The sequence below is a fragment of the Streptomyces sp. NRRL F-2664 genome (genome assembly GCF_000719345.1).
Lineage (GTDB): Bacteria > Actinomycetota > Actinomycetes > Streptomycetales > Streptomycetaceae > Streptomyces.
In genome coordinates, this window is the sequence record NZ_JOFX01000053.1 from 1 (window position 1) to 21043 (window position 21043).

15 protein-coding genes are annotated in these 21043 nt (G+C 73.6%); 6 read left to right on the forward strand and 9 right to left on the reverse strand.

Annotated elements, in window-relative coordinates:
* Positions 1–87 precede the first annotated feature (87 nt).
* Positions 88–1290, forward strand: a complete 1203-nt coding sequence (locus IF89_RS0131205; protein ID WP_043194637.1) for a C40 family peptidase — start codon at positions 88–90, stop codon at positions 1288–1290.
* On the opposite strand, the gene IF89_RS0131210 is transcribed toward IF89_RS0131205, so the two are convergent.
* Genes IF89_RS0131210 through IF89_RS49145 form a run of 5 tightly spaced genes read right to left on the reverse strand, consistent with a single transcriptional unit; the run spans position 1197 to position 6928 of the window.
* On the reverse strand, positions 1197–2501 hold the full coding sequence (locus tag IF89_RS0131210) for a styrene monooxygenase/indole monooxygenase family protein (protein ID WP_030775159.1): 1305 nt from the start codon (positions 2499–2501) through the stop codon (positions 1197–1199). The genes IF89_RS0131205 and IF89_RS0131210 overlap by 94 nt on opposite strands.
* 3 nt (positions 2502–2504) lie before the next feature.
* Complete coding sequence (locus IF89_RS0131215; protein ID WP_030775160.1) at positions 2505–3134, reverse strand: GTP-binding protein; 630 nt, start codon at positions 3132–3134, stop codon at positions 2505–2507.
* Positions 3115–3504: a DUF742 domain-containing protein gene (locus IF89_RS0131220; protein ID WP_030775163.1), complete on the reverse strand. Its 390-nt coding sequence runs from the start codon at positions 3502–3504 to the stop codon at positions 3115–3117. The genes IF89_RS0131215 and IF89_RS0131220 overlap by 20 nt, the downstream gene beginning before the upstream one ends.
* Entirely contained in the window at positions 3501–3989 is a 489-nt protein-coding gene (locus tag IF89_RS0131225) for a roadblock/LC7 domain-containing protein (protein WP_030775164.1), read from the reverse strand. Before IF89_RS0131225 ends, IF89_RS0131220 begins: the two co-directional genes overlap by 4 nt.
* Complete coding sequence (locus tag IF89_RS49145; protein ID WP_030775166.1) at positions 3986–6928, reverse strand: nitrate- and nitrite sensing domain-containing protein; 2943 nt, start codon at positions 6926–6928, stop codon at positions 3986–3988. The genes IF89_RS0131225 and IF89_RS49145 overlap by 4 nt, the downstream gene beginning before the upstream one ends.
* A 399-nt stretch (positions 6929–7327) precedes the next feature.
* Between IF89_RS49145 and IF89_RS0131235 the strand changes: the two genes are divergently transcribed.
* Positions 7328–8101, forward strand: coding sequence for a protein phosphatase 2C domain-containing protein (locus IF89_RS0131235; RefSeq protein ID WP_030775168.1), 774 nt, complete (start codon positions 7328–7330; stop codon positions 8099–8101).
* Between the two features lie 58 nt (positions 8102–8159).
* Here the strand turns inward: IF89_RS0131235 and IF89_RS0131240 are convergent, their stop codons facing one another.
* The 4 genes from IF89_RS0131240 to IF89_RS0131255 all read right to left on the reverse strand — a co-directional run bounded on the left by IF89_RS0131240 (position 8160) and on the right by IF89_RS0131255 (position 13778).
* Entirely contained in the window at positions 8160–8600 is a 441-nt protein-coding gene (locus IF89_RS0131240) for a MarR family winged helix-turn-helix transcriptional regulator (protein ID WP_030775170.1), read from the reverse strand.
* Positions 8601–8738: 138 nt separating this feature from the next.
* A complete protein-coding gene (gene lon, locus IF89_RS0131245; protein WP_030775171.1) occupies positions 8739–11135 on the reverse strand; it encodes an endopeptidase La in 2397 nt (798 codons plus the stop codon).
* A 128-nt stretch (positions 11136–11263) separates the two neighbouring features.
* A complete protein-coding gene (locus IF89_RS0131250; protein WP_051807877.1) occupies positions 11264–12202 on the reverse strand; it encodes a sulfurtransferase in 939 nt (312 codons plus the stop codon).
* A gap of 313 nt (positions 12203–12515) precedes the next feature.
* Entirely contained in the window at positions 12516–13778 is a 1263-nt protein-coding gene (locus tag IF89_RS0131255) for a glycosyltransferase family 39 protein (RefSeq protein WP_043194638.1), read from the reverse strand.
* Between the two features lie 173 nt (positions 13779–13951).
* Here IF89_RS0131255 and IF89_RS0131260 point away from each other — a divergent pair, with 173 nt between their 5' ends.
* The 4 genes from IF89_RS0131260 (at position 13952) to IF89_RS0131275 (ending at position 20877) form a co-directional block, all read left to right on the forward strand.
* A complete protein-coding gene (locus IF89_RS0131260; RefSeq protein ID WP_030775177.1) occupies positions 13952–14515 on the forward strand; it encodes a hypothetical protein in 564 nt (187 codons plus the stop codon).
* A 395-nt stretch (positions 14516–14910) separates the two neighbouring features.
* A complete protein-coding gene (locus IF89_RS0131265; RefSeq protein WP_030028984.1) occupies positions 14911–15651 on the forward strand; it encodes a response regulator transcription factor in 741 nt (246 codons plus the stop codon).
* Positions 15652–15692: 41 nt separating this feature from the next.
* Positions 15693–16745, forward strand: coding sequence for a HAMP domain-containing sensor histidine kinase (locus tag IF89_RS0131270; protein ID WP_030775179.1), 1053 nt, complete (start codon positions 15693–15695; stop codon positions 16743–16745).
* A 259-nt stretch (positions 16746–17004) separates the two neighbouring features.
* The gene (locus IF89_RS0131275; protein ID WP_030775181.1) at positions 17005–20877 is read left to right on the forward strand and encodes a multifunctional oxoglutarate decarboxylase/oxoglutarate dehydrogenase thiamine pyrophosphate-binding subunit/dihydrolipoyllysine-residue succinyltransferase subunit; all 3873 of its coding nucleotides are present in this window, start codon (positions 17005–17007) and stop codon (positions 20875–20877) included.
* The last annotated feature ends 166 nt before the right edge of the window (positions 20878–21043 follow it).

A 21043-nucleotide genomic window follows, 5' to 3' on the forward strand; every position in this document is an offset into this window, starting at 1 on the left:
ACCGGGTGGCACCGGGCGACCGGCCGACTCCGTTGGGGGATTTGTCATACCGGGCGTGGCAGCATCGGCGGTCTCGGAGGTGATCCCATGTCATATCGGGGGCTTCGTGCTGTCTGCGTCGCCGTGGCGCTCCTCGTTGCCGGTCCGGTCCAGGACGCCGGCGCCGAGCCGGGTCTGCCCGACGGGGAGAACGTCGGCGCGCTGCTCACCCGCCTGCAGGGCTTGTACCAGAAGGCCGAGGAGGCCTCCGAGGCGTACAAGTCCACGGAGGACGCCCTGGAGGCGGGCCGGCGGGAGGAGCGGGTGCGCGCTGCCGCGCTCGGCAGGGCCCGCACGGCCCTGGAGGCCGAGCGGGCCCTCGCCGGGCGGCTCGCCCGCGAGCAGTACCAGGGCGGCCAGGGCCTGTCCCCCTACGCCCGGATGCTGTTGGCCGGGAACCCGCAGGCAGCCCTGGAGCAGCGGCGGCTCGTCGCCCGGGAGGGCGCCCGCCGCGCGGCGGCGTTGGGCCGGCTCGCGAAGGGCGAGAAGCAGGCGGACGCCCTCGCCGTACGGGCCCGCAAGGCCCTGGACACCCGGCAGACGCTGGCCGCGCGGCAGAAGGTGCACAAGGAGGAGGTGGCTGCGCAGCTCCGGCAGGTCGAGCGGCTGCTGGCTTCGCTGACCCCCGAGCAGCTGGCCCGGCTCGGGGCGCGCGAGGAGGAGAGGACGGCCGCGGCGCAGCGGGACCTGGTGGCCTCCGGGGCCCTGCCGGCACGTACGGGGACGCCGACGGCCGCCGGTGGCGCGGCGCTCCGGTACGCGGCGGCCCAGGTCGGGAAGCCGTACGTCTGGGGGGCGGAGGGGCCGGGCTCCTTCGACTGCTCGGGGCTGACCTCGCAGGCGTGGGCGCATGCGGGGCGGGCCATCCCGCGGACCAGTCAGGAGCAGTGGGCGCGGCTGCCGAGGGTGCCGCTGGACCAGCTGCGGCCGGGGGACCTGGTGGTGTACTTCCCGAAGGCCACGCACGTGGGCCTGTACGTGGGTGACGGCAAGGTGATCCAGGCGCCGCGGCCCGGGTCCGTGGTGAAGGTCTCGCCGGTCGCCGCGAACCCGCTGCTCGGGGCGGTGCGGCCGGACCCGGACGGGAAGCCGCTCGCGGAGTTCACCCCGCCGCCGCTGCCGGAGGGTTCGGGCGCGGCGACGGGGGACGACACCGGTTACTCGGCCGAGGAGGCGCCTGCGGCCGAGGCACCCGCGGGCGGGGCGTCCGGGGCGGCGGAGCCCGCGGCCGCGGCGACCTCCGCCAGGTAGTCCGCGGTGTCCTCGGGGTCGTAGAAGTACGCGTCGAAGTCGGCCGGGTTGTCGAAGCCGTTGGCGAACCGATCCGCCACGGGCTGGAGCTGCCCGGCCGCGCCGATCAGGTTGAGCACGTGCTCCGGCGGCACGCCCAGCATGGCGTTCGTCCACTGGGTCACCGGCTTGCCCGTGGTGAACCAGTACTTGTCGAAGGTCGCCTTCATCCACGCCTCGTCGAACGGCTTGTCGCCGTGCAGGAGGATCGAGGAGAGGTACGAGGCGGCGCACTTGGAGGCGGAGTTGGAGCCCTGGCCCGTGATCGGGTCGTTGGCGACCACCACGTCGGCCACGCCGAGGACGAGCCCGCCGCCGGGGAGGCGGCCGATCGGGTTGCGGACGACGGGCGCGTAGCGGCCCGCGAGCGTGCCGCCCGCGTCCGTGAGCTCCACCTTCGTCGCCCGGGCGTACTCCCACGGCGTGTACTGCTCCATCAGGCCCAGCGTGAGCGCGAGGTGCTCTGCCGGGTCCTTGACGCCGTTGAAGACGTCCAGCGGACCGCCGGGCAGGCCCTCCCAGAAGAGGATGTCCGCGCGACCCGAGGTGGTCAGGGTCGGCATCACGAACAGCTCGCCGACGCCCGGGACCAGGTTGCAGCGGACCGCTTCGGTCTCCGGGTGCTCGGGGCGCGGGCCGAGCCCGTGGACGTACGAGACGGCCAGCGCGCGCTGCGGGGTGTCGTACGGGGAACGCGCCGCGTCCCGCCCGAACATCGACACCAGCTCGCCCTTGCCGGCGGCGACCAGCACCAGGTCGTAGGTGCGGGAGAAGTAGTCCAGGTCGGCGACGGACGCCCCGTGGATGACGAGCTGCCCGCCGCGCTGCGCGAAGGTGTCGAGCCAGCCGGCCATCTTCACGCGCTGGTCGACGGACTGCGCGTAGCCCTTGAGGCGGCCGAGCCAGTCGATGGGGCGGCTGCCGTCGGGGGCGGCGACCGAGACACCGACGCCTTCGATCTTCGGCGCCTGCTGCTCCCAGAAGTTGATCCCGAGGTCGCGCTCGTGCTGGAGGGCGGTGTCGAACATGCACTGCGTGGACATGACCCGCCCGGTGCGGATCTCGGCCGCGGTCCGGTTGGACATGAGGGTGACCTCGTAGCCCTTGCTCTGGAGTCCCAGGGCGAGCTGGAGACCGGACTGGCCGGCTCCGACGACAAGTATCCTGCGCATCTCTCAGGTCCTCTCTTCGGGAGTGCTGTCGAGGGCGTGGCCCACCAGCGCCAGCAGGGATTCGATCACCGTGCGCCGCTCCCGCGCGTCCATGATCACCACGGGTACGTGCGGCGGGACGCTGAGGGCCTCGCGCACGTCCTCGGGCTCGTACGCGTGCGAGCCCTCGAAGTGGTTGACGGCGACGGCGTACGGCAGCCCGGAGCTCTCGAAGTAGTCGAGGGCGGGGAAGCAGTCGCGCAGGCGGCGGGTGTCGGCCATGACGAGGCCGCCGATGGCCCCGCGCACCAGGTCGTCCCACATGAACCAGAACCGTTCCTGGCCGGGGGTCCCGTACACGTAGAGGACGAGGTCGTCGTCGAGGGTGACGCGGCCGAAGTCCATGGCGACGGTGGTGGTGGCCTTGTCCGGGGTGCCGGACAAGTCGTCGGTCGGGACGCTGGCCCTGGTCATCACCGCTTCGGTGCGCAGCGGGGTGATCTCCGAGACGGAGGAGACGAAGGTGGTCTTGCCGACGCCGAAGCCGCCCGCGACCAGCACCTTGACGGCGACGGGTGCGCGGGAGCGGTCGTACTGCCAGGGCTGTGCCGGTTCGTCGTCGACGACGGGCTTGTCAGAGACGGCGAAGGCCACCGAGCACCCTTTCCAACAGCGCGCGTTCGGGCCGGCCGGCGCCGTGCCCCGTTCCGTAGACGCGGATCCTGCCCTGGTCGGCGAGGTCGCTGACGAGGACGCGGACCACACCGAGCGGCAGTTTCAGCAGTGCGGCGATCTCGGCGATCGTGCGCATGCGGCGGCACACCTCGACGATGGCCGGCATCTCGGGCATGCGGTCGGGCCTCTGCGGCTCGGACGCCTTGGTGTCCAGAGCGGCGACGAAGGTCTCGACGTGCAGGACCTGGGTGAACCGTGTGCGGCCGCCCGTCAGGGAGTACGGGCGGACACGGGCGGGGCGGCGGTCGGCTCCGCGTATCGGGAGTCGGTCGGAGGCCGGTCTCCTCACGGGGTGTTCTCCATCGACTGGCGCAGCTCGCTGCGGACTTCGGGGGTCAGGACGTGTCCGGCACGGCCGACGAACAGGGCCATGTGGTAGGCGACGACGCTCATGTCGCAGTCGGGCGTGGCGTGCACGCCCAGCAGTGAACCGTCGCTGATGGCCATGACGAAGACCGAGCCGTGCTCCATCGCCACCATGGTCTGCTTGACGGAGCCGAACTCCATGAGGTCGGCCGCCCCGGTGGTGAGGCTGCCGAGGCCGGAGACGATGGTGGCGAGGTCGGCGGACGCGCCCCGCGGGCCCTTGGGCCGCGGTGTCGCCCCGGGGTCGCCCGCGCCGCCCGCTCCGGGGTCGGAGGACAGGAGCAGCAGCCCGTCGGAGGAGACGACGGCGACGGAGTTGACGCCGGGCACCTCCTCGACCAGGTCGGTCAGCAGCCACTGCAGGTTGCGGGCCTGGGTGCTCAGTCCGTACGTACTGGGCGCGGTCATGTGCGTGCCTCCTGTGCGCTGTCCCCCTGGTCGGTGTTGCTCTGTCCCTGCCCCCGGTCCGGCTCCGCGTCCCCCGCCAGTTCGGCGGCGACCACGCGGCGGCCGTCCTGGGCTCCCTGGTAGAAGCCCCCGAGCCGGCGCCGCAGCTCTTCGGCGTCGACCCGGCGCGGCGGCGGGGGCGGTACGTCCTCCCGGCGCGGGGCGGCGACGGTGCGGGGGGTGCGCTTCGGCAGTCCCTTGTCGGTGAGGGTGCCGCCGCCGTCGGCCGGATCGGCGGGGTGGCTGCCCTGGCGGGGGAGCCAGTCGGCCTCGGCGGGTGCGTGGGCGTGGGCGGGCTCCCCTGCCGGGTCCCCTGCGGGGGGCTCGGCCGGATCCGCTGCGGGGGGCTCGGCGGTGAAGACCTGGTCCGCCGGGACCCCGGTCGCCGGCTCGGCGGTGAACGTCTGGTGGGTCGGCGGGATGTCCTGCACGGGCTCGTCGGCCTGTGGGGCGTCCGCGGGGGTCCTGTCCGGCTCCGGGGCGTCGGCCGGGGCGGGCTCCGGGTCCGACGGGGCCGACAGGGCGTCGGCCAGGGTGACCGGGGCGACCGGGTCGGCCGGGGTGGCGGGCTCGGCCTCGGCGACCGGCTCGGCCTCGGTGACCGGCTCGGCCAGGGTGGCGGGGTCGGCCGGGGTGACCGGCTCGGCCCCGGCGACCGGCTCGGCCCCGGCGACCGGCTCGGTCCCGGCGGTGGAGCCTGTGGAATCCGGGGTGACCGGCTCGGCCGGGGCGGTGGTGGAGCCGGCGGGCTCCGGGTCCACCGGGTCGGGTGCGGCGTGGGCGCCGCGCGGGCGGATCGGGAGGGTGTTCTCGTTCGCCTCCGCTATCACGCCCGGCAGGTGCAGCGACGGCGCGCCCGGTGCGGCCAGGGTGTGGACGGGCGAGGCCGGCGCGGTGGCGGGCAGCAGCGCCGCCGGGATGACCACCAGGGCCTCGGTCCCCCCGTGCCGGGCGCCGCGCAGCTCCGCGGTGACCCCGTGCCGGGCGGCGAGCCGCCCGGCCACGTACAGGCCGAGGCCGAGGCCGTGCTCCTCCTCCGGCTCCTCGTCGTACGCCTCGGGCGTGGACAGCCGGGCGTTGAGCGCTTCGAGGCGGTCCTCGGTGACGCCGATGCCCTGGTCGACGACGGAGAGCACCACGTCACCGGAGTCCAGGGTCCAGCCGGACACCTTCACCTTGACGTCCGGCGGCGAGAAGGTCGTGGCGTTCTCCAGCAGTTCGGCCAGGACGTGCGAGATGTCGTCGGCGGCGTGCCCGGCGACCTGCGTGTACGAGGGCAGGGCCGCGAGGTCGACGCGCTCGTAGCGCTCGATCTCGCTGACGGCGGCCCGCATGACGTCGACCAGGGCCACCGGCAGGCCCTGTCCGTGGCCGTGCTCCTGCCCGGCGAGGACCAGCAGGTTCTCGTTGTGGCGGCGCATCACGGTCGCCAGGTGGTCCAGTTTGAAGAGGGTCGCGAGCCGGTCCGGGTCCTGTTCCTTGGACTCCAGTTCCTCGATGACGGCGAGCTGGCGCTCCACCAGGCCGAGGGTGCGCAGCGACAGCGAGACGGAGGTGGTGGACATGATGCGGCGGTGCTCCTCCAGCCCCGCGCGCAGCGTGGTCAGCTCCTCCTCCAGCACCTCCCGGCCGGAGACGAGCGCTTCGTTGCGGCCGATGATGCGGCGCCGGTCGGCGTCGAGGCCGGCGATCCGGGTGTGCAGGGAGACCGTCTGGTCGCGTACGGCGTTCAGGTGCCGTACGACTTCCGCGAACTCGTCGTTGCGGCCGGTGAAGCGGACCGGTTCCACCGAGCCCTCGGGCGTGGCGAGCCGTTCCGCGCCGCGCCGGAGGACCGACAGCGGGCGGGTGAGCGAGCGGGCGACGGCGGTGGAGAAGCCGACGGCGACGAGGAACAGCAGGCCCAGGGCGGCGACGAGGATCTCCAGCCGGGTCACGTCGTCGTCGCGGAGGGTGGCGAGGGCGGAGGCGCGCTGGCCGGCGAGGGTGGCCTCGACGGTGCGCATGCGGTCGATCCGGGCGGTGAGCGCGGCGCCGACGGCGGCGCCGTCGGTCTTGCGGTCGGCTCCGGTGAGGGTGGGGCGGTCGGTGAGCCGCTTGAGGTAGTCGTCGGCCGCCTTGACCTCGGGGCCGGTGACGGTGGCGGTGAGGGTCTGGCGTACGTCGGGCCGGGCGACCCGCGTGAAGTCGTCGAGGGCGGCCTGCTCCCGTACGCGCGAGCGCTGGGCGGCGGTGGTGAGTTCGTCGACGGAGGCGGCGCCGGCGGGCTGGTCGCCGCGCGGGACGGCCAGCGCCGCGAGGAGCAGGCCGCGGGTGGCCGAGGCCTGTTCCACGGCCTGGCCGAGGGGGGCCAGCGGGCGGGTGGTGGTGAGGGCGGACTCGGCGCGCGGCGGGGTCAGCTCGGCGAGCCGGGCGCCCGGTGCGAGGAGTTCGGTGATGACGCCGGTGTAGGCCTGGTGGGCGGCGAGGGCGGTGCCCTTGCCGTCGACGGCTTCGCCGCGGACGGACGCGACGCGGGCGAGGGCCAGGGCGAGGGGTTCGTCGACCACGCCCGCGGCCTCGGCGATCTGCCGGTCGGTGCGCTGGATGCGGTCCTGGAGGCCGGCTTTGGCGGCGGTGGGGCGGCCCTTGGCGGCGTACTCGACCACGGCGTCGCGCTCGTCGGCGAGGACGTGGGTGAGCGTGAGGATCTGGCCGGTCCGGTCCGCGAGGGTGACCAGCCGCTGGGAGTCGTTCAGTTCCCGCGCGGCGGTGACGACGGCGGGAGTGCCGGCCACGAGGACGGTGAGTCCCGCGACGGCGACGCCGACGACCAGCCGGCTGCGCACGCGGACGCGGCGTCCTGAGGGGGCCGGGCCTTCGGCGGCGGTGCCGTTCTTCCGAGACCGCTTCTTCTGCACCGGTGCTCGCAATCCTGTACGTGTGCTTGTGCTCGTCTACTCGTGTGGCCGAGGTAACGGCCGGTCAACAAGTAAACGCCCCCTGCCCCCTCGTACCGCCTCAGACCTTTGCAGCGTGTTGGGGAGAGAGCCGCACATCGCCCACCCGGCCACTCGAAGGAGTGAACATCACGGATGAGTTGGCTTCCAACTCGGGTGCCCGGTCCCGGAGCGCCGCCCGTGGACAGGCGGTTGAAAGATCGATGCGGCCTTGGCAGTATGCCCCGCCCTCATCGCCCGCGCTGCGCCGGGGCCTTGCCGGTGCCGGTCCCGGCGGATGTGCGGGCGGGGGCCGCGCCGCACTCCGCCCTGGTCCGTACCTTGCCGGATGGGCGGGTCTGCGCCCGGCAGAATGCCCGTATGCGCATCGACCTCGCCTCGGTTCCCGGCAGACAGGAACGCCCCAATGAGGACTGGGTGTCGGCCTCGGCGCGCGCTTCCGGAGCCGGGGCGCTGGTGGTCCTGGACGGGGTCACGCCGCCCGCGGGCGGCGACGGGTGCGTGCACGGCGTGCCGTGGTTCACCGACCGGCTCGGCGGCCGATTGACCGAACTGTCCGGATCGCGACGGGACATGCCGCTGGGCGGGATCCTCGCCGAGGCCGTCCGCGCCACGGCGGACGCCCACCGCGGCACGTGTGACCTTTCTCACGTGCGCACCCCGCAGGCCACGGTCGTCATGGTCCGCTGGGACGAGGTGTACGTGGAGCACCTCGTGCTGTCGGACTCCGTACTCCTCCTCCAGTCGCCCGGGGGTGAGGTGGCGGCGGTGCTCGACGACCGGCTGGACCGGGTGCCGCGGGAGGTGCTGCGCTCGGTGGCGGCGACGGACGCCCTGCGCAATGCCGAAGGCGGCTTCTTCACGGCGGCCGCCGACCCCGAGGTGGCGGCCCGGGCGGTCACCGGGCGGACCCCGCGCGGCGGGGTGCGGGCGCTGGCCGCGCTCACGGACGGGGCCAGTCGGTGGACGGACACGTTCGGCGAGGGCGATTGGGGCGAGTGCCTGGCGGTCCTGCGGAAGGAGGGCGCGGAGGGCCTGATCGCCCGGGTCCGCGCCATCGAGTCCGACCCGGCCCGCCCGCCGGCCCGCTACAAGCAGCACGATGACGCCTCGGCGGTGTACGCCGAGTTCTGAGTAGGCGGGCCGCCGGGTCGGCGCCCCGGGTCGGCGGGGCTGCCGGGCCGCGGGCCGACTACTCGCCGCCGGCGTTCAACTGGTGCAGCAGGCGCGCCAGTTCCGCCACTTCACCGCGGTCCCAGCCGGCGAGCTTGCGCATGTACTGCTCGCGCCGGGCGCCCCGTACCCGCAGGAACCGTTCGCGGCCCTCCTCGGTGAGGCCGACGAGGAAGGCCCGCCCGTCGGCGGGGTCCTGCTCGCGGGCCACCAGGCCCAAGACCTCCAGGGCCCGCAGCTGCCGGCTCATGGTGGCCTTGCCGACGCCGAAGTAGGCGGCGAGGTCGGTGGCCCGCTGCCGGCCGGCCGCCTCCAGGCGTACGAGGAGCCCGTAGGCGGCGGGCTCCAGCTCGGGGTGGAGCTCGCGGGCCATCTCCCCGGAGGAGGCGCGGGCCCGCCGGAGGAAGACGGACAGCTCCCGCTCCAGGGCAAGGAACTCCTGGTCTTCACTCCCGTGCACGTCCCGCTCCTTCTTCGCTGTGTGGCACCCCCGTGGGTGGGGGCCAGTATTTCGCAGCGGGTGTGCGAACGGCCCGGGACCCCGCCGAAGCGCGGAACCGGGCCGTCCGGAGGCCTGCGGGCCGTTGCCGGCGCGTCGTCAGGCCGCGGTCGCGACCGGCACCTGCGCCCCTTCCAGGGCGAGCTCCAGCACCTGGCGTACGTCGGTCACCGGGTGTACCCGGAGCCCTTCCAGCACCTCGGCCGGGACGTCGTCCAGGTCGGGCTCGTTGCGCTTGGGGATGATGACGGTGGTCAGGCCCGCCCGGTGGGCGGCGAGCAGCTTCTGCTTGACCCCGCCGATGGGCAGGACCCGCCCGGTCAGCGAGACCTCGCCCGTCATGGCCACGTCGGTGCGCACCTGCCGCCCGGAGAGCAGCGAGGCGAGGGCGGTGGTCATGGTGATGCCCGCGCTGGGGCCGTCCTTGGGCACCGCGCCGGCCGGGAAGTGGATGTGCACGCCCCGGTCCTTCAGGTCGGCGACGGGCAGTTCCAGTTCGGCGCCGTGGGAACGCAGGAAGCTCAGCGCGATCTGCGCCGACTCCTTCATGACGTCGCCGAGCTGGCCGGTGAGGGTCAGTCCGGCCGCGCCGGTCTCCGGGTCGGCCAGCGAGGCCTCCACGAAGAGCACGTCGCCGCCCGCGCCGGTCACCGCGAGGCCGGTGGCGACGCCGGGGACGGCGGTGCGCCGCTCGGCCGGGTCCTGGGCGGACTCCGGGACGTGGTGGGGGCGTCCGATGAGGGCCCTCAGCCCGTCGGCCCCGATGCGGTACGGGAGTTCGCGCTCGCCCAGTTCGTGCTGGGCGGCGACCTTGCGCAGCAGGCGGGCGATGGCCCGCTCCAGGGTGCGCACGCCCGCCTCGCGGGTGTACTCGCCGGCCAGCTTGCGCAGGGCGTCCTCCTCCAGGACCACCTCGTCGGCGGCGAGCCCGGCGCGCTCCAGCTGGCGGGGCAGCAGGTGGTCGCGGGCGATGACGACCTTCTCGTCCTCGGTGTAGCCGTCGAGGCGGACGAGCTCCATGCGGTCGGCGAGCGCTTCGGGGATGGCTTCCAGGACGTTGGCGGTGGCGAGGAAGACGACGTCGCTCAGGTCGAGTTCGACCTCCAGGTAGTGGTCCCGGAAGGTGTGGTTCTGGGCGGGGTCGAGGACTTCCAGGAGGGCGGCCGCGGGGTCGCCCCGGAAGTCGGAGCCGACCTTGTCGATCTCGTCGAGGAGCACCACCGGGTTCATCGACCCGGCCTCCTTGATGGCGCGGACGATGCGGCCCGGGAGGGCGCCGACGTAGGTGCGGCGGTGGCCGCGCACTTCGGCCTCGTCGCGGACGCCGCCGAGGGCGACCCGGACGAACTTGCGGCCCATGGCGTGGGCCACGGACTCGCCGAGCGAGGTCTTCCCGACTCCGGGCGGCCCGACGAGGGCGAGGACGGCCCCGCCGCGGCGGCCCCCGATGACGCCCATGCCGCGCTCGCTGCGGCGCTTGCGGACGGCCAGGTACTCGGTGATGCGGTCCTTGACGTCGCTCAGGCCCGCGTGTTCCGCGTCGAGTACGGCGCGGGCGCCCTGGATGTCGTACTGGTCCTCGGTGCGTTCGTTCCAGGGGAGTTCGAGGACGGTGTCGAGCCAGGTGCGGATCCAGGAGCCCTCGGGGCTCTGGTCGCTGGACCGCTCCAGCTTGTCGACTTCCTTGAGGGCGGCCTCGCGGACCTTCTCGGGGAGGTCGGCGGCCTCGACGCGGGCGCGGTAGTCGTCGGACTCCTCGCCCTCCTTCTCGCCGTTGAGCTCGCGCAGTTCCTTGCGCACGGCCTCCAGCTGGCGCCGCAGCAGGAATTCCCGCTGCTGCTTGTCGACGCCGTCCTGGACGTCCTTGGCGATGGACTCGGCCACGTCCTGCTCGGCGAGGTGGTCGCTGAGGGCCTTCACCGCGAGCCTGAGGCGGGCGACCGGGTCGGCGGTCTCCAGCAGTTCGACCTTCTGTTCGACGGTCAGGAACGGCGAGTAGCCGGAGTTGTCGGCGAGGGCGGAGACCCCTTCGATCTGCTGGACGCGGTCCACGACCTGCCAGGCCCCGCGCTTCTTGAGCCAGCTGGTGGCGAGCGCCTTGTACTCCTTGACGAGTTCGGTGACGGCGCCGGGCAGCGGATCGGGGACGGTCTCGTCCACGGTCTCGCCCTCGACCCACAGGGCCGCGCCGGGCCCGGTGGTGCCGGCGCCGATGCGGACGCGCCCGAGGCCGCGGATGAGCGCGCCCGGGTCGCCGCCGGAGAGCCGGCCGACCTGCTCGACCGTCCCGAGCACACCGGTCGCCGCGTACTTCCCGTCGATCCGCGGCACGAGCAGCACCCGGGGCTTGCCGCTGCCCGCCGCGGCCTGGGCGGCCTCGACGGCTGCGCGCACTTCGGCGTCGGACAGGTCCAGCGGAACGACCATCCCGGGCAGCACGACCTCGTCGTCGAGCGGCAGTACGGGCAGGGTGAGCGTTACGGACGTCGAAGCCATGATCTTCCCTCCGGCAGTGAAGTTGAGCTATGCCGACTCAATGCATGTGCGCCGTCGGATGTTCCCCAACGCCCGTTCGCCGGGGGCGAACGCCTCGGGCAGCGGCCTCGGCCTCCCCCGCCGGGGCGTCAGAGCGCCTGGAGGTGCGGTCGGTCGTCCTCGGGCGAGCCGGGGGCGGAGCCCGCACCCGGGCCCGTGACGACCGGGCGCTGCGGTGACGGCAGGCCCCACTCGCTCCAGGAGCCGTCGTACACCGCCAGGTCCCGGTAGCCGGCGAGGTCGGCGCCGAGCGCCAGGACGCAGGCGGTCACCCCGGATCCGCAGCTGAAGCGGAGGCGTTCACGCCCGCCCGCCACCGCTTCGATCGCGGCCCGGAGTTCACCGGCCGGGCGCATCCGGCCGTCGGGGCGCTGGAGTTCGCCGAACGGCAGGCTGGCGGCGCCCGGCATGTGGCCGCCGCGCAGGCCCGGGCGGGGTTCGGGGGCGGTGCCCTCGAAGCGCTCCCGGGTGCGGGCGTCGAGGACGGCCGCGGCAGGGTCGGCCAGGGCCGCGGCCACGGCCGCGGCGTCGACCAGCAGCCCCGGCCGGGGCCGGGCGGTGAAGGAGCCGCGCGGGCCCGCGTAGTGCGGACCGACGGCCTCGACGGGCAGGCCGGCCGCCGTCCAGGCGGGCAGTCCGCCGTCGAGGACGGCGGCCCGGTCGAAGCCCATGGCGCGCAGCATCCACCAGGCGCGGGCGCTGGAGTAGATGCCGGCGCCGTCGTAGACGACGACGGTGTCGGTGTCGTCGACGCCGAGGGACCGCATCGCTTCGGTGAACCGGGCGACCCCCGGCATGGTGTGCGGTACGGGCGACGTGTGGTCGGAGAGGACTCCGTCGAGGTCGAAGGGCCGGGCGCCGGGGATGCGGTGGCCGGCGGCGCGGTGGGGTCCGACGGAGGCGTCGAAGACGACCGGGCCCGGGGTGCTGCCGAGGCGTTCGGCCAGCCAGTCGGCCCCGACGAGCGGTCCGGGAACCCCTGCCGCGGGGCCGGGCTCGCGGGCGGCGTGGTGGTCGGATGTGGGCATGGGGCAGCACCTCCTGGGGGCTCGGCCGGCCGGACCTGCCGCTGGGGCGGCGGCGCGGCCCGCGAGCCGTGCGACGACGCGGGTCGCCCCCATCCTGCGGTGCGGCCCCGACGACGGTGCAACCACCCCCGCACGGGCCGGTTCTGCGCCGACCCGGCGCGAGCGGGCCCGGGTCGCCGCGCAGTCCGAAGCCGCGCGGGTCGCAGGGACCCGCGTACGGGACGCACCCGGGCCCCCGGCGCATCGCCGGCACGACGAGGCACCTTCGGGGCGAGTGGCGCAGGAGCCCGGGCGGGACTGTGCCGACCCGGCCTCAGGGGGACGCGCAGCCGCCGGGGCGGGCGTACACCGCGACGCGGGCGCCGCGGGTGCCCGTCACCGAGCAGAGGTCGAAGCGGCCGGCGAGCACCTGCCGCTTGGCCGCCTCCCGCGGGTACGGGTCCAGCGGTTGGTCCGCCGGATCCATGAGGGCGATCACCCGGGGCGACGCGAGCAGGGCCGCGCGGATCCGTTCCGGGGGCAACTCGGTGCCCTGGAGGCTGTGCGAGGCCGCCGGGGAGGCGTGCAGGGCGACATCGCGCAGGCCGTCGTAGACCTGCGGCGAGGAGAGCAGCCACTCGCGCCTGCGGGACGGCATGAAGACCACCGCGTCCCCCGGCCGGGCCCGCTCCCGGACCGCCGCGGCCACGGCGAGGGCGTCGTCCTTGCGGCTCTCGGGGGTGCGCAGCCACGCCGACCAGACGCCGATCGGCACGAGGAGGGCGGCCGCCGTCAGCCACGCCGTCCACCGGCGGGCGGCCGCGAGCCGGGCGCCGGCCAGCAGCGCGGGCCCGGCCAGCGCGTAGAGCACGTACCGGTCGACGTACCAGGGATTGACCAGCGAGACCGCCATCAGCAGCCCGGGCGGCAGCAGCGCCAGGGGCAGCGCCACCCGTACGAGGTCCTTCGGGGCGCCCCGCGCCAGCAGCAGGGAGGCGGCGCCCACCACCGCGTACGCGGCCCAGTCCTGCCAGCTCGGACGGCCCAGCCAGCCGAGCTGCTGGTGCGCCTGGCGCGCGCTCACCACGGCGAGCGGCAGCAGCAGGAGGACGACGGTCGCGGCGCTCCGCCGCCAGGCGCGGGAACGGCGGCCGGTGCAGGCGTGGGCGAGGAGCGCGAGCGCGGCGAACTCGTGCAGCCAGCAGCCGATCAGCAGGACGGTGGTGTAGGCCGCCCACCGCTCGCGCAGCATCAGGTACGTCGCCCACACGACGGCGGCTGCGACCAGCGCGTAGGAGCGGCCCTCCTGGGCGTACATCTGGACGGGCGGCAGTAGGGCGTAGACGCAGCCGGCGGCGAGGGCGGCCCGCTCCCCCACGAGCCGGTGCCCGACGGCGGCCACCCCCGCGGCGGCGAGGGCGGTGGCGGCGACGGAGGGCAGCCGCAGCGCCCACAGACCGCCGTCCCAGGCCTGGAACACGCCGTGCATCAGCACGTAGTGGAGGCCGTGCACGGCGTCGACCTCGGCGAGGAGGTCCAGGATCCCGCCGAGCGGCCGGTGCGCCACCTGCCAGGTGACGGACTCGTCCCGCCACATGCTGCCGCCCCGTTCCAGGCCCAGCAGGCCGAGGACCGCGGCGAGCAGCGGAGGGAGCAGGCGCCATGGCGCGATGCGGCGGATGGCAGCCTCCTGGAGCTGTCGGAACGCTGTCGGATCGGGGGTGCGGACTCCATACTCGGGGGTGAACCCGAGTGTCTGCGGAGGTGGGTGTGCGCGCTTTCCGGGCGGTGGCCGGGGTACTGGTGAGCGCGGTGGTCCTCGCGGGGTGCGGAGCGTCCGGTTCCGGGGGCGGCGACGGCGCTCCGCCGAGGAGTTCCGCCGAGCCGGCCGCCGGGACGACGACGGGCCCGGCCGCCGGCCCGACCACAGCCCCGGCCGCCGCCACGAGCGCCGGGCCGGACCCGAGCGGTTCCCCGACCCGGGCTCCGGCCCCGGGCGAGACCCTGGTCCGGGTCACCCGCAGCGGCGGCTTCGCCGGCGACACCCACACCCTCGTCGTGAAGGGCGACGGCTCGTGGACCCGGCTCGACGCGAAGGCGAAGGGCGAGGACACCGGCAGGCAGTCGGAGCAGGAACTGACCGCCTTGCGCACGGCGCTCCGGGAGGCGGACTTCGCGCGGCTGCCCCGGACCGCGACGGGCGGTCCCAAGATCTACGACGGCTTCTTCTACGCCTTCGTGCACGGCGGGTACGAGATCACCCGCGAGCAGGGGTCCCTGCCGCCCGCCCTGGAGCGGGTGGTGGCTGCGCTGCCGCCGTTCACGGCGCGCTGAGCCGGCACCGGAGCCGGTCCGGGACGCACGCCGCGCGGTCGGGGAGCCGGCGGACCGGCCCTCCGCGGGGACGCGGCGGCGCTGCACGGCGGCGCCGGCCCGTCCCTCGGCCGACGTACCGGCCGATGTGCCGAACGACACGCGCGACCCGTTCTGCCGCCCGTCCGCGGTCCGCCTTGTAGGTCCCCTCCAAGACGGATCCGGCAGGGCCGCAGCCGGTGCGGCAGCTGACCGTCCCGCCCGCCGAGCGCCCGTCCCGCGAGGGGTGCGGCACCCGGTACATCCCCTTCCATTCGGTCCAGTCCACCGCATATGCCGTGTCCGAACCCCACGTAGCCGCAGGCCGGAGCCTCCTCTACGCTGCACCCCAGTCAGCGGGATCTTCAGGGGCGGACATGGAACAGACACACACCACCCACACCGGCGCCGCAGCCACACCCGGCGCCCAGCGGCGTGTGCTCGTCGTCGAGGACGACCGCACCATCGCCGAGGCCATCGCGGCCCGGCTGCGCGCCGAGGGCTTCCAGGTGCAGACGGCCACCGACGGTCCCGCGGCCGTCGCCGCGGCGGAGAGCTGGCTGCCCGAGCTGCTGGTCCTCGACGTCATGCTGCCCGGCTTCGACGGGCTGGAGGTGTGCCGCCGGGTCCAGGCGCAGCGCCCGGTCCCGGTGCTGATGCTCACTGCCCGGGACGACGAGACGGACATGCTCGTCGGGCTGGGCGTCGGCGCCGACGACTACATGACCAAGCCGTTCTCCATGCGCGAGCTGGCCGCACGGGTCCACGTCCTGCTGCGGCGGGTCGAGCGGGCCACGATCGCCGCGCACACCCCGCGCGGCGCCACGCTGCGCCTGGGCGACCTGGAGATCGACCACGCGCAGCGCCGGGTCCGGGTGCAGACGGAGGACGTCCACCTGACCCCGACCGAGTTCGACCTGCTGGTGTGCCTGGCCGGGACCCCGCGGGCGGTGCTCTCCCGCGAGCAGCTGCTGGCGGAGGTCTGGGACTGGGCCGACGCGTCCGGGACCCGTACGGTCGACAGCCACATCAAGGCCCTGCGGCGCAAGATCGGCGCCGAGCGGATCCGCACGGTCCACGGCGTCGGGTACGCCCTGGAGACCCCGGCCCAGCCGTGAACGCCGGGCCGGAAGGGCGGCGCGAGCGGCCCACCGGGGGGCTGCGGCCCTTCTCGCCGTTCTCGATCAAGACCAAGCTCGGCACGCTCGTGGTCGTCTCGGTCTTCATCACGACCGGCCTGCTGCTGGTCGCCCTGCGCACGGACACCGAGCTGCGGTTCATCACCGTCTTCTCGGTGATCGCCTCGATGCTGATCACCCAGTTCGTGGCGCACAGCCTGACGGCGCCGCTGGACGACATGACCACGGTGGCCCGGGCCATCTCCCACGGCGACTTCACGCGCCGGGTGCGCGGCGCCGGGCGCCGTGACGAGCTGGGCGACCTGGCTTCGACGATCAACCTGATGGCGGACGACCTGGAGGCCGTGGACCGCCACCGCAAGGAGCTCGTCGCCAACGTCTCGCACGAGCTGCGCACCCCGATCGCGGCGCTGCGGGCGGTGCTGGAGAACGTCGTCGACGGTGTCTCCGCCGCCGACCCCGAGACCATGCGCACCATGCTGAAGCAGACCGAGCGGCTCGGACGGCTCGTGGAGACCCTGCTGGACCTGTCCCGGGTGGACAACGGGGTGGTGCCGCTGAAGGCCCGCCGCTTCGAGGTGTGGCCGTACCTGTCCGGCGTGCTGAAGGAGTCGGGGCTTGCTGCCGCGGGCCGGCCGGGGCTGCTCTCCGGTTCCGGCGGGCACACCCGCAACGACGTCCACCTGCACCTGGACGTCTTCCCGCCGGAGCTGTGCGCGTACGCCGATGCCGAACGCCTGCACCAGGTGGTGGCGAACCTGATCGACAACGCGGTCAAGCACAGCCCCCCGCACGGCCGGGTCACCGTCCGGGCCCGGGCCGGTGAAGCACCCGGCGGCCTGGTGCTGGAGGTCCGCGACGAGGGTCCCGGCATTCCCGAGGCCGAGCGCCACCGGGTCTTCGAGCGGTTCAACCGGGGCAGCGCCCGGGGCGGTGACGGAGGCACCGGGCTGGGCCTGGCGATCGCCCGCTGGGCGGTGGAGCTGCACGGCGGCCGGATCGGAGTGGCCGAATCGTCACGCGGCTGCCGCATCCTCGTCACGCTTCCGGGCAGCTCGCAGGTGCCGTGTTGACGTAGGGTTCGAGTGGGAAGGACATGATCTCGGCCACACGTACCCGAGGTCCGTCAGGGGTGCGAAGCCAAGGGGGCCGCAACCTCGGTGCCCTCTACCCGAACCAGGCTGGTTTCCCGCCATTCCACGTCATGAAACCCGCCGTTCGATGTGACCTGCGCGACGTAAGTCCCGCCCGGCCTGCATGCAGCGGCCGAGGAGGCGTAGCCTTTATTCCCGCTGTCCATACCTTGTGAAGCGGAAGAGGGCGGTTGCCGCCGTGTCGCCACAGTCCCCCAGTAACTCGAGCACCACGACCGAAGCAGCAGAGGGCGGGAAGAACCCTGCCTCAGGCTTCGGCGCGAATGAGTGGCTCGTCGACGAGATCTATCAGCAGTACCTCCAGGACCCTCAGTCGGTCGACCGGGCCTGGTGGGACTTCTTCGCCGACTACAAGCCGGGGGGCGCTGCCGCTCCGGTGACGTCGGCCGGTCCCGAGAAGTCCACGCCGACGGACGGCGCCTCCGCACAGGCCGCCACCGCCGTCGCCGGGACGCCGCAGGCCGCCGACGCCGCCACGGGGGCGGCGGACGCCGCGCCCGCGCCCGCGCCCGCCGCGACGCCGACTCCTCCGCCTGTGTCAGCTCCTGCCCCTGCTCCTGCCATCCCCTCTGGTGCCCCTGCTGTGACTGTCACCTCCCAGGCCCCGGCCGCCGCACCGGCCGCGCCCGCCCCCGCCTCCGTAGCCCCGCAGAAGGCCGCGCCCGCCACTGGGGCCCCCGCGGGCCCCGAGCTGGTGACGCTCCGCGGCCCGGCGGCTGCCGTGGCGAAGAACATGAACGCCTCCCTCGACGTCCCGACGGCCACGTCCGTCCGCGCCGTCCCGGTGAAGCTCCTGTTCGACAACCGGATCGTCATCAACAACCACCTGAAGCGGGCCCGGGGCGGGAAGATCTCCTTCACGCACCTCATCGGCTACGCGATGGTCCAGGCCATCAAGGCCATGCCGTCGATGAACTACTCCTTCGCGGAGAAGGACGGCAAGCCGACCCTGGTCAAGCCCGACCATGTGAACTTCGGCCTGGCCATCGACCTGGTGAAGGCCAACGGTGACCGCCAGCTCGTCGTCGCCGGCATCAAGAAGGCCGAGACCCTCAACTTCTTCGAGTTCTGGCAGGCGTACGAGGACATCGTCCGCCGCGCCCGCGTCGGCAAGCTGACGATGGACGACTTCACCGGCGTCACCGTCTCGCTGACCAACCCCGGCGGCCTGGGCACCGTCCACTCCGTGCCCCGCCTGATGCCCGGACAGTCGGTCATCATGGGCGTCGGCTCCATGGACTACCCCGCCGAGTTCCAGGGCACCTCGCAGGACACCCTGAACAAGCTGGGCATCTCCAAGGTCATGACCCTGACCTCGACCTACGACCACCGGGTCATCCAGGGCGCGGCCTCCGGCGAGTTCCTGCGCATCGTCGCGAACCTGCTCCTGGGCGAGGACGGCTTCTACGACTCCGTCTTCGAGTCGCTGCGCATCCCGTACGAGCCGGTCCGCTGGAACCGCGACATCGACGCCAGCCACGACGACGACGTCACCAAGGCCGCCCGCGTCTTCGAGCTGATCCACTCCTACCGGGTCCGCGGCCACGTCATGGCCGACACGGACCCGCTGGAGTACAAGCAGCGCAAGCACCCCGACCTCGACATCACCGAGCACGGCCTCACCCTGTGGGACCTGGAGCGCGAGTTCGCCGTCGGCGGCTTCTCCGGCAAGTCCATGATGAAGCTGCGCGACATCCTCGGCGTGCTGCGCGACTCGTACTGCCGCACCACCGGCGTCGAGTTCATGCACATCCAGGACCCGAAGCAGCGCCGCTGGATCCAGGACCGCATCGAGCGCCCGCACACCAAGCCGGAGCGCGAGGAGCAGCTGCGCATCCTGCGCCGCCTGAACGCCGCCGAGGCCTTCGAGACCTTCCTGCAGACGAAGTACGTCGGCCAGAAGCGCTTCTCCCTGGAGGGCGGCGAGTCCGTCATCCCGCTGCTCGACGCCGTCATCGACTCGGCCGCCGAGGCCCGCCTCGAAGAGGTCGTCATCGGCATGGCCCACCGCGGCCGCCTGAACGTCCTGGCGAACATCGTCGGCAAGTCGTACGCGCAGATCTTCCGCGAGTTCGAGGGCAACCTCGACCCGAAGTCCATGCACGGCTCCGGCGACGTCAAGTACCACCTGGGTGCCGAGGGCACCTTCACCGGCCTCGACGGTGAGCAGATCAAGGTCTCGCTCGTCGCGAACCCCTCGCACCTGGAGGCGGTCGACCCGGTCCTGGAGGGTGTCGCCCGCGCCAAGCAGGACGTCATCAACAAGGGCGGCACGGACTTCACCGTCCTGCCGCTCGCGCTCCACGGCGACGCGGCCTTCGCCGGCCAGGGCGTCGTCGCCGAGACGCTGAACATGTCGCAGCTGCGCGGCTACCGCACCGGCGGCACCGTGCACGTGGTCATCAACAACCAGGTCGGCTTCACCGCCGCCCCGGAGTCCTCGCGTTCCTCGATGTACGCGACCGACGTGGCCCGCATGATCGAGGCGCCGATCTTCCACGTGAACGGCGACGACCCGGAGGCCGTCGTCCGCGTCGCGCGGCTCGCCTTCGAGTTCCGCCAGGCGTTCAACAAGGACGTGGTCATCGACCTCATCTGCTACCGCCGCCGCGGCCACAACGAGTCCGACAACCCGGCCTTCACCCAGCCGCTGATGTACGACCTGATCGACAAGAAGCGCTCGGTGCGCAAGCTGTACACCGAGTCCCTCATCGGTCGCGGCGACATCACCCTGGAAGAGGCCGAGCAGGCGCTCCAGGACTTCCAGGGCCAGCTGGAGAAGGTCTTCGCGGAGGTCCGCGAGGCCGCCACGCAGCCCGCCGTCTCCGCGGCGCCGGCTCCCGACCAGGCCGACTTCCCGGTCGCGGTGAACACCGCGATCTCCCAGGACGTCGTCAAGCGGATCGCCGAGTCCCAGGTCAACATCCCCGAGGGCGTCACCGTCCACCCGCGCCTGCTGCCGCAGCTGCAGCGCCGCGCGGCGATGATCGACGAGGGCACCATCGACTGGGGCATGGGCGAGACCCTCGCCTTCGGTTCGCTGCTGATGGAGGGCACCCCGGTCCGGCTGTCCGGCCAGGACTCCCGCCGCGGCACGTTCGGCCAGCGCCACGCGGTCCTCATCGACCGGGAGACCGGCGAGGACTACACCCCGCTGCTCTACCTGTCCGACGACCAGGCCCGCTACAACGTCTACGACTCGCTGCTCTCCGAGTACGCGGCAATGGGCTTCGAGTACGGCTACTCGCTGGCCCGGCCGGACGCGCTGGTCCTGTGGGAGGCCCAGTTCGGTGACTTCGTCAATGGCGCGCAGACCGTCGTCGACGAGTTCATCTCCTCCGCCGAGCAGAAGTGGGGCCAGACCTCCGGCGTCACGCTGCTCCTCCCCCACGGCTACGAGGGCCAGGGCCCGGACCACTCGTCCGCCCGCCCGGAGCGCTTCCTCCAGCTGTGCGCGCAGAACAACATGACGGTGGCCATGCCCACGCTCCCGTCGAACTACTTCCACCTCCTGCGCTGGCAGGTCCACAACCCGCACCACAAGCCGCTGGTCGTCTTCACCCCGAAGTCGATGCTGCGTCTGAAGGCTGCGGCGTCGAAGGCGGAGGAGTTCACGACCGGTTCGTTCCGTCCGGTCATCGGCGACACCACGGTGGACGCGAACGCGGTCCGCAAGGTCGTCTTCTGCGCCGGCAAGGTCTACTACGACCTGGAGGCGGAGCGCGAGAAGCGCGGCATCACGGACACCGCGATCATCCGCATCGAGCGCCTGTACCCGCTTCCGGGTGCGGAGCTCCAGGCCGAGATCGCCAAGTTCCCGAACGCGGCCAAGTACATCTGGGCGCAGGAGGAGCCGGCGAACCAGGGTGCGTGGCCGTTCATCGCGCTGAACCTGATCGACCACCTCGACCTGGCGGTCGGCGCGGACGTCCCGGCGGGCGAGCGCCTGCGGCGCATCTCGCGCCCGCACGGCTCCTCCCCGGCGGTCGGCTCCGCCAAGCGCCACCAGGCGGAGCAGCAGCAGCTGATCAACGAGGTCTTCGAGGCGTAACCACGCCGCGGAACCAGGACCGGAAGGCCCGGCCCCCTCGTCGGGGGCCGGGCCTTCCGGCTGCGAACCGTCGTTTCCCCGACCGGCACTGGCCGATGCCCTCGACTCCAGCGACCGCGGGCGTCCACGCCCAGCAGCCCAGGAGGCCCGCGGCCGCCGTCCGTCA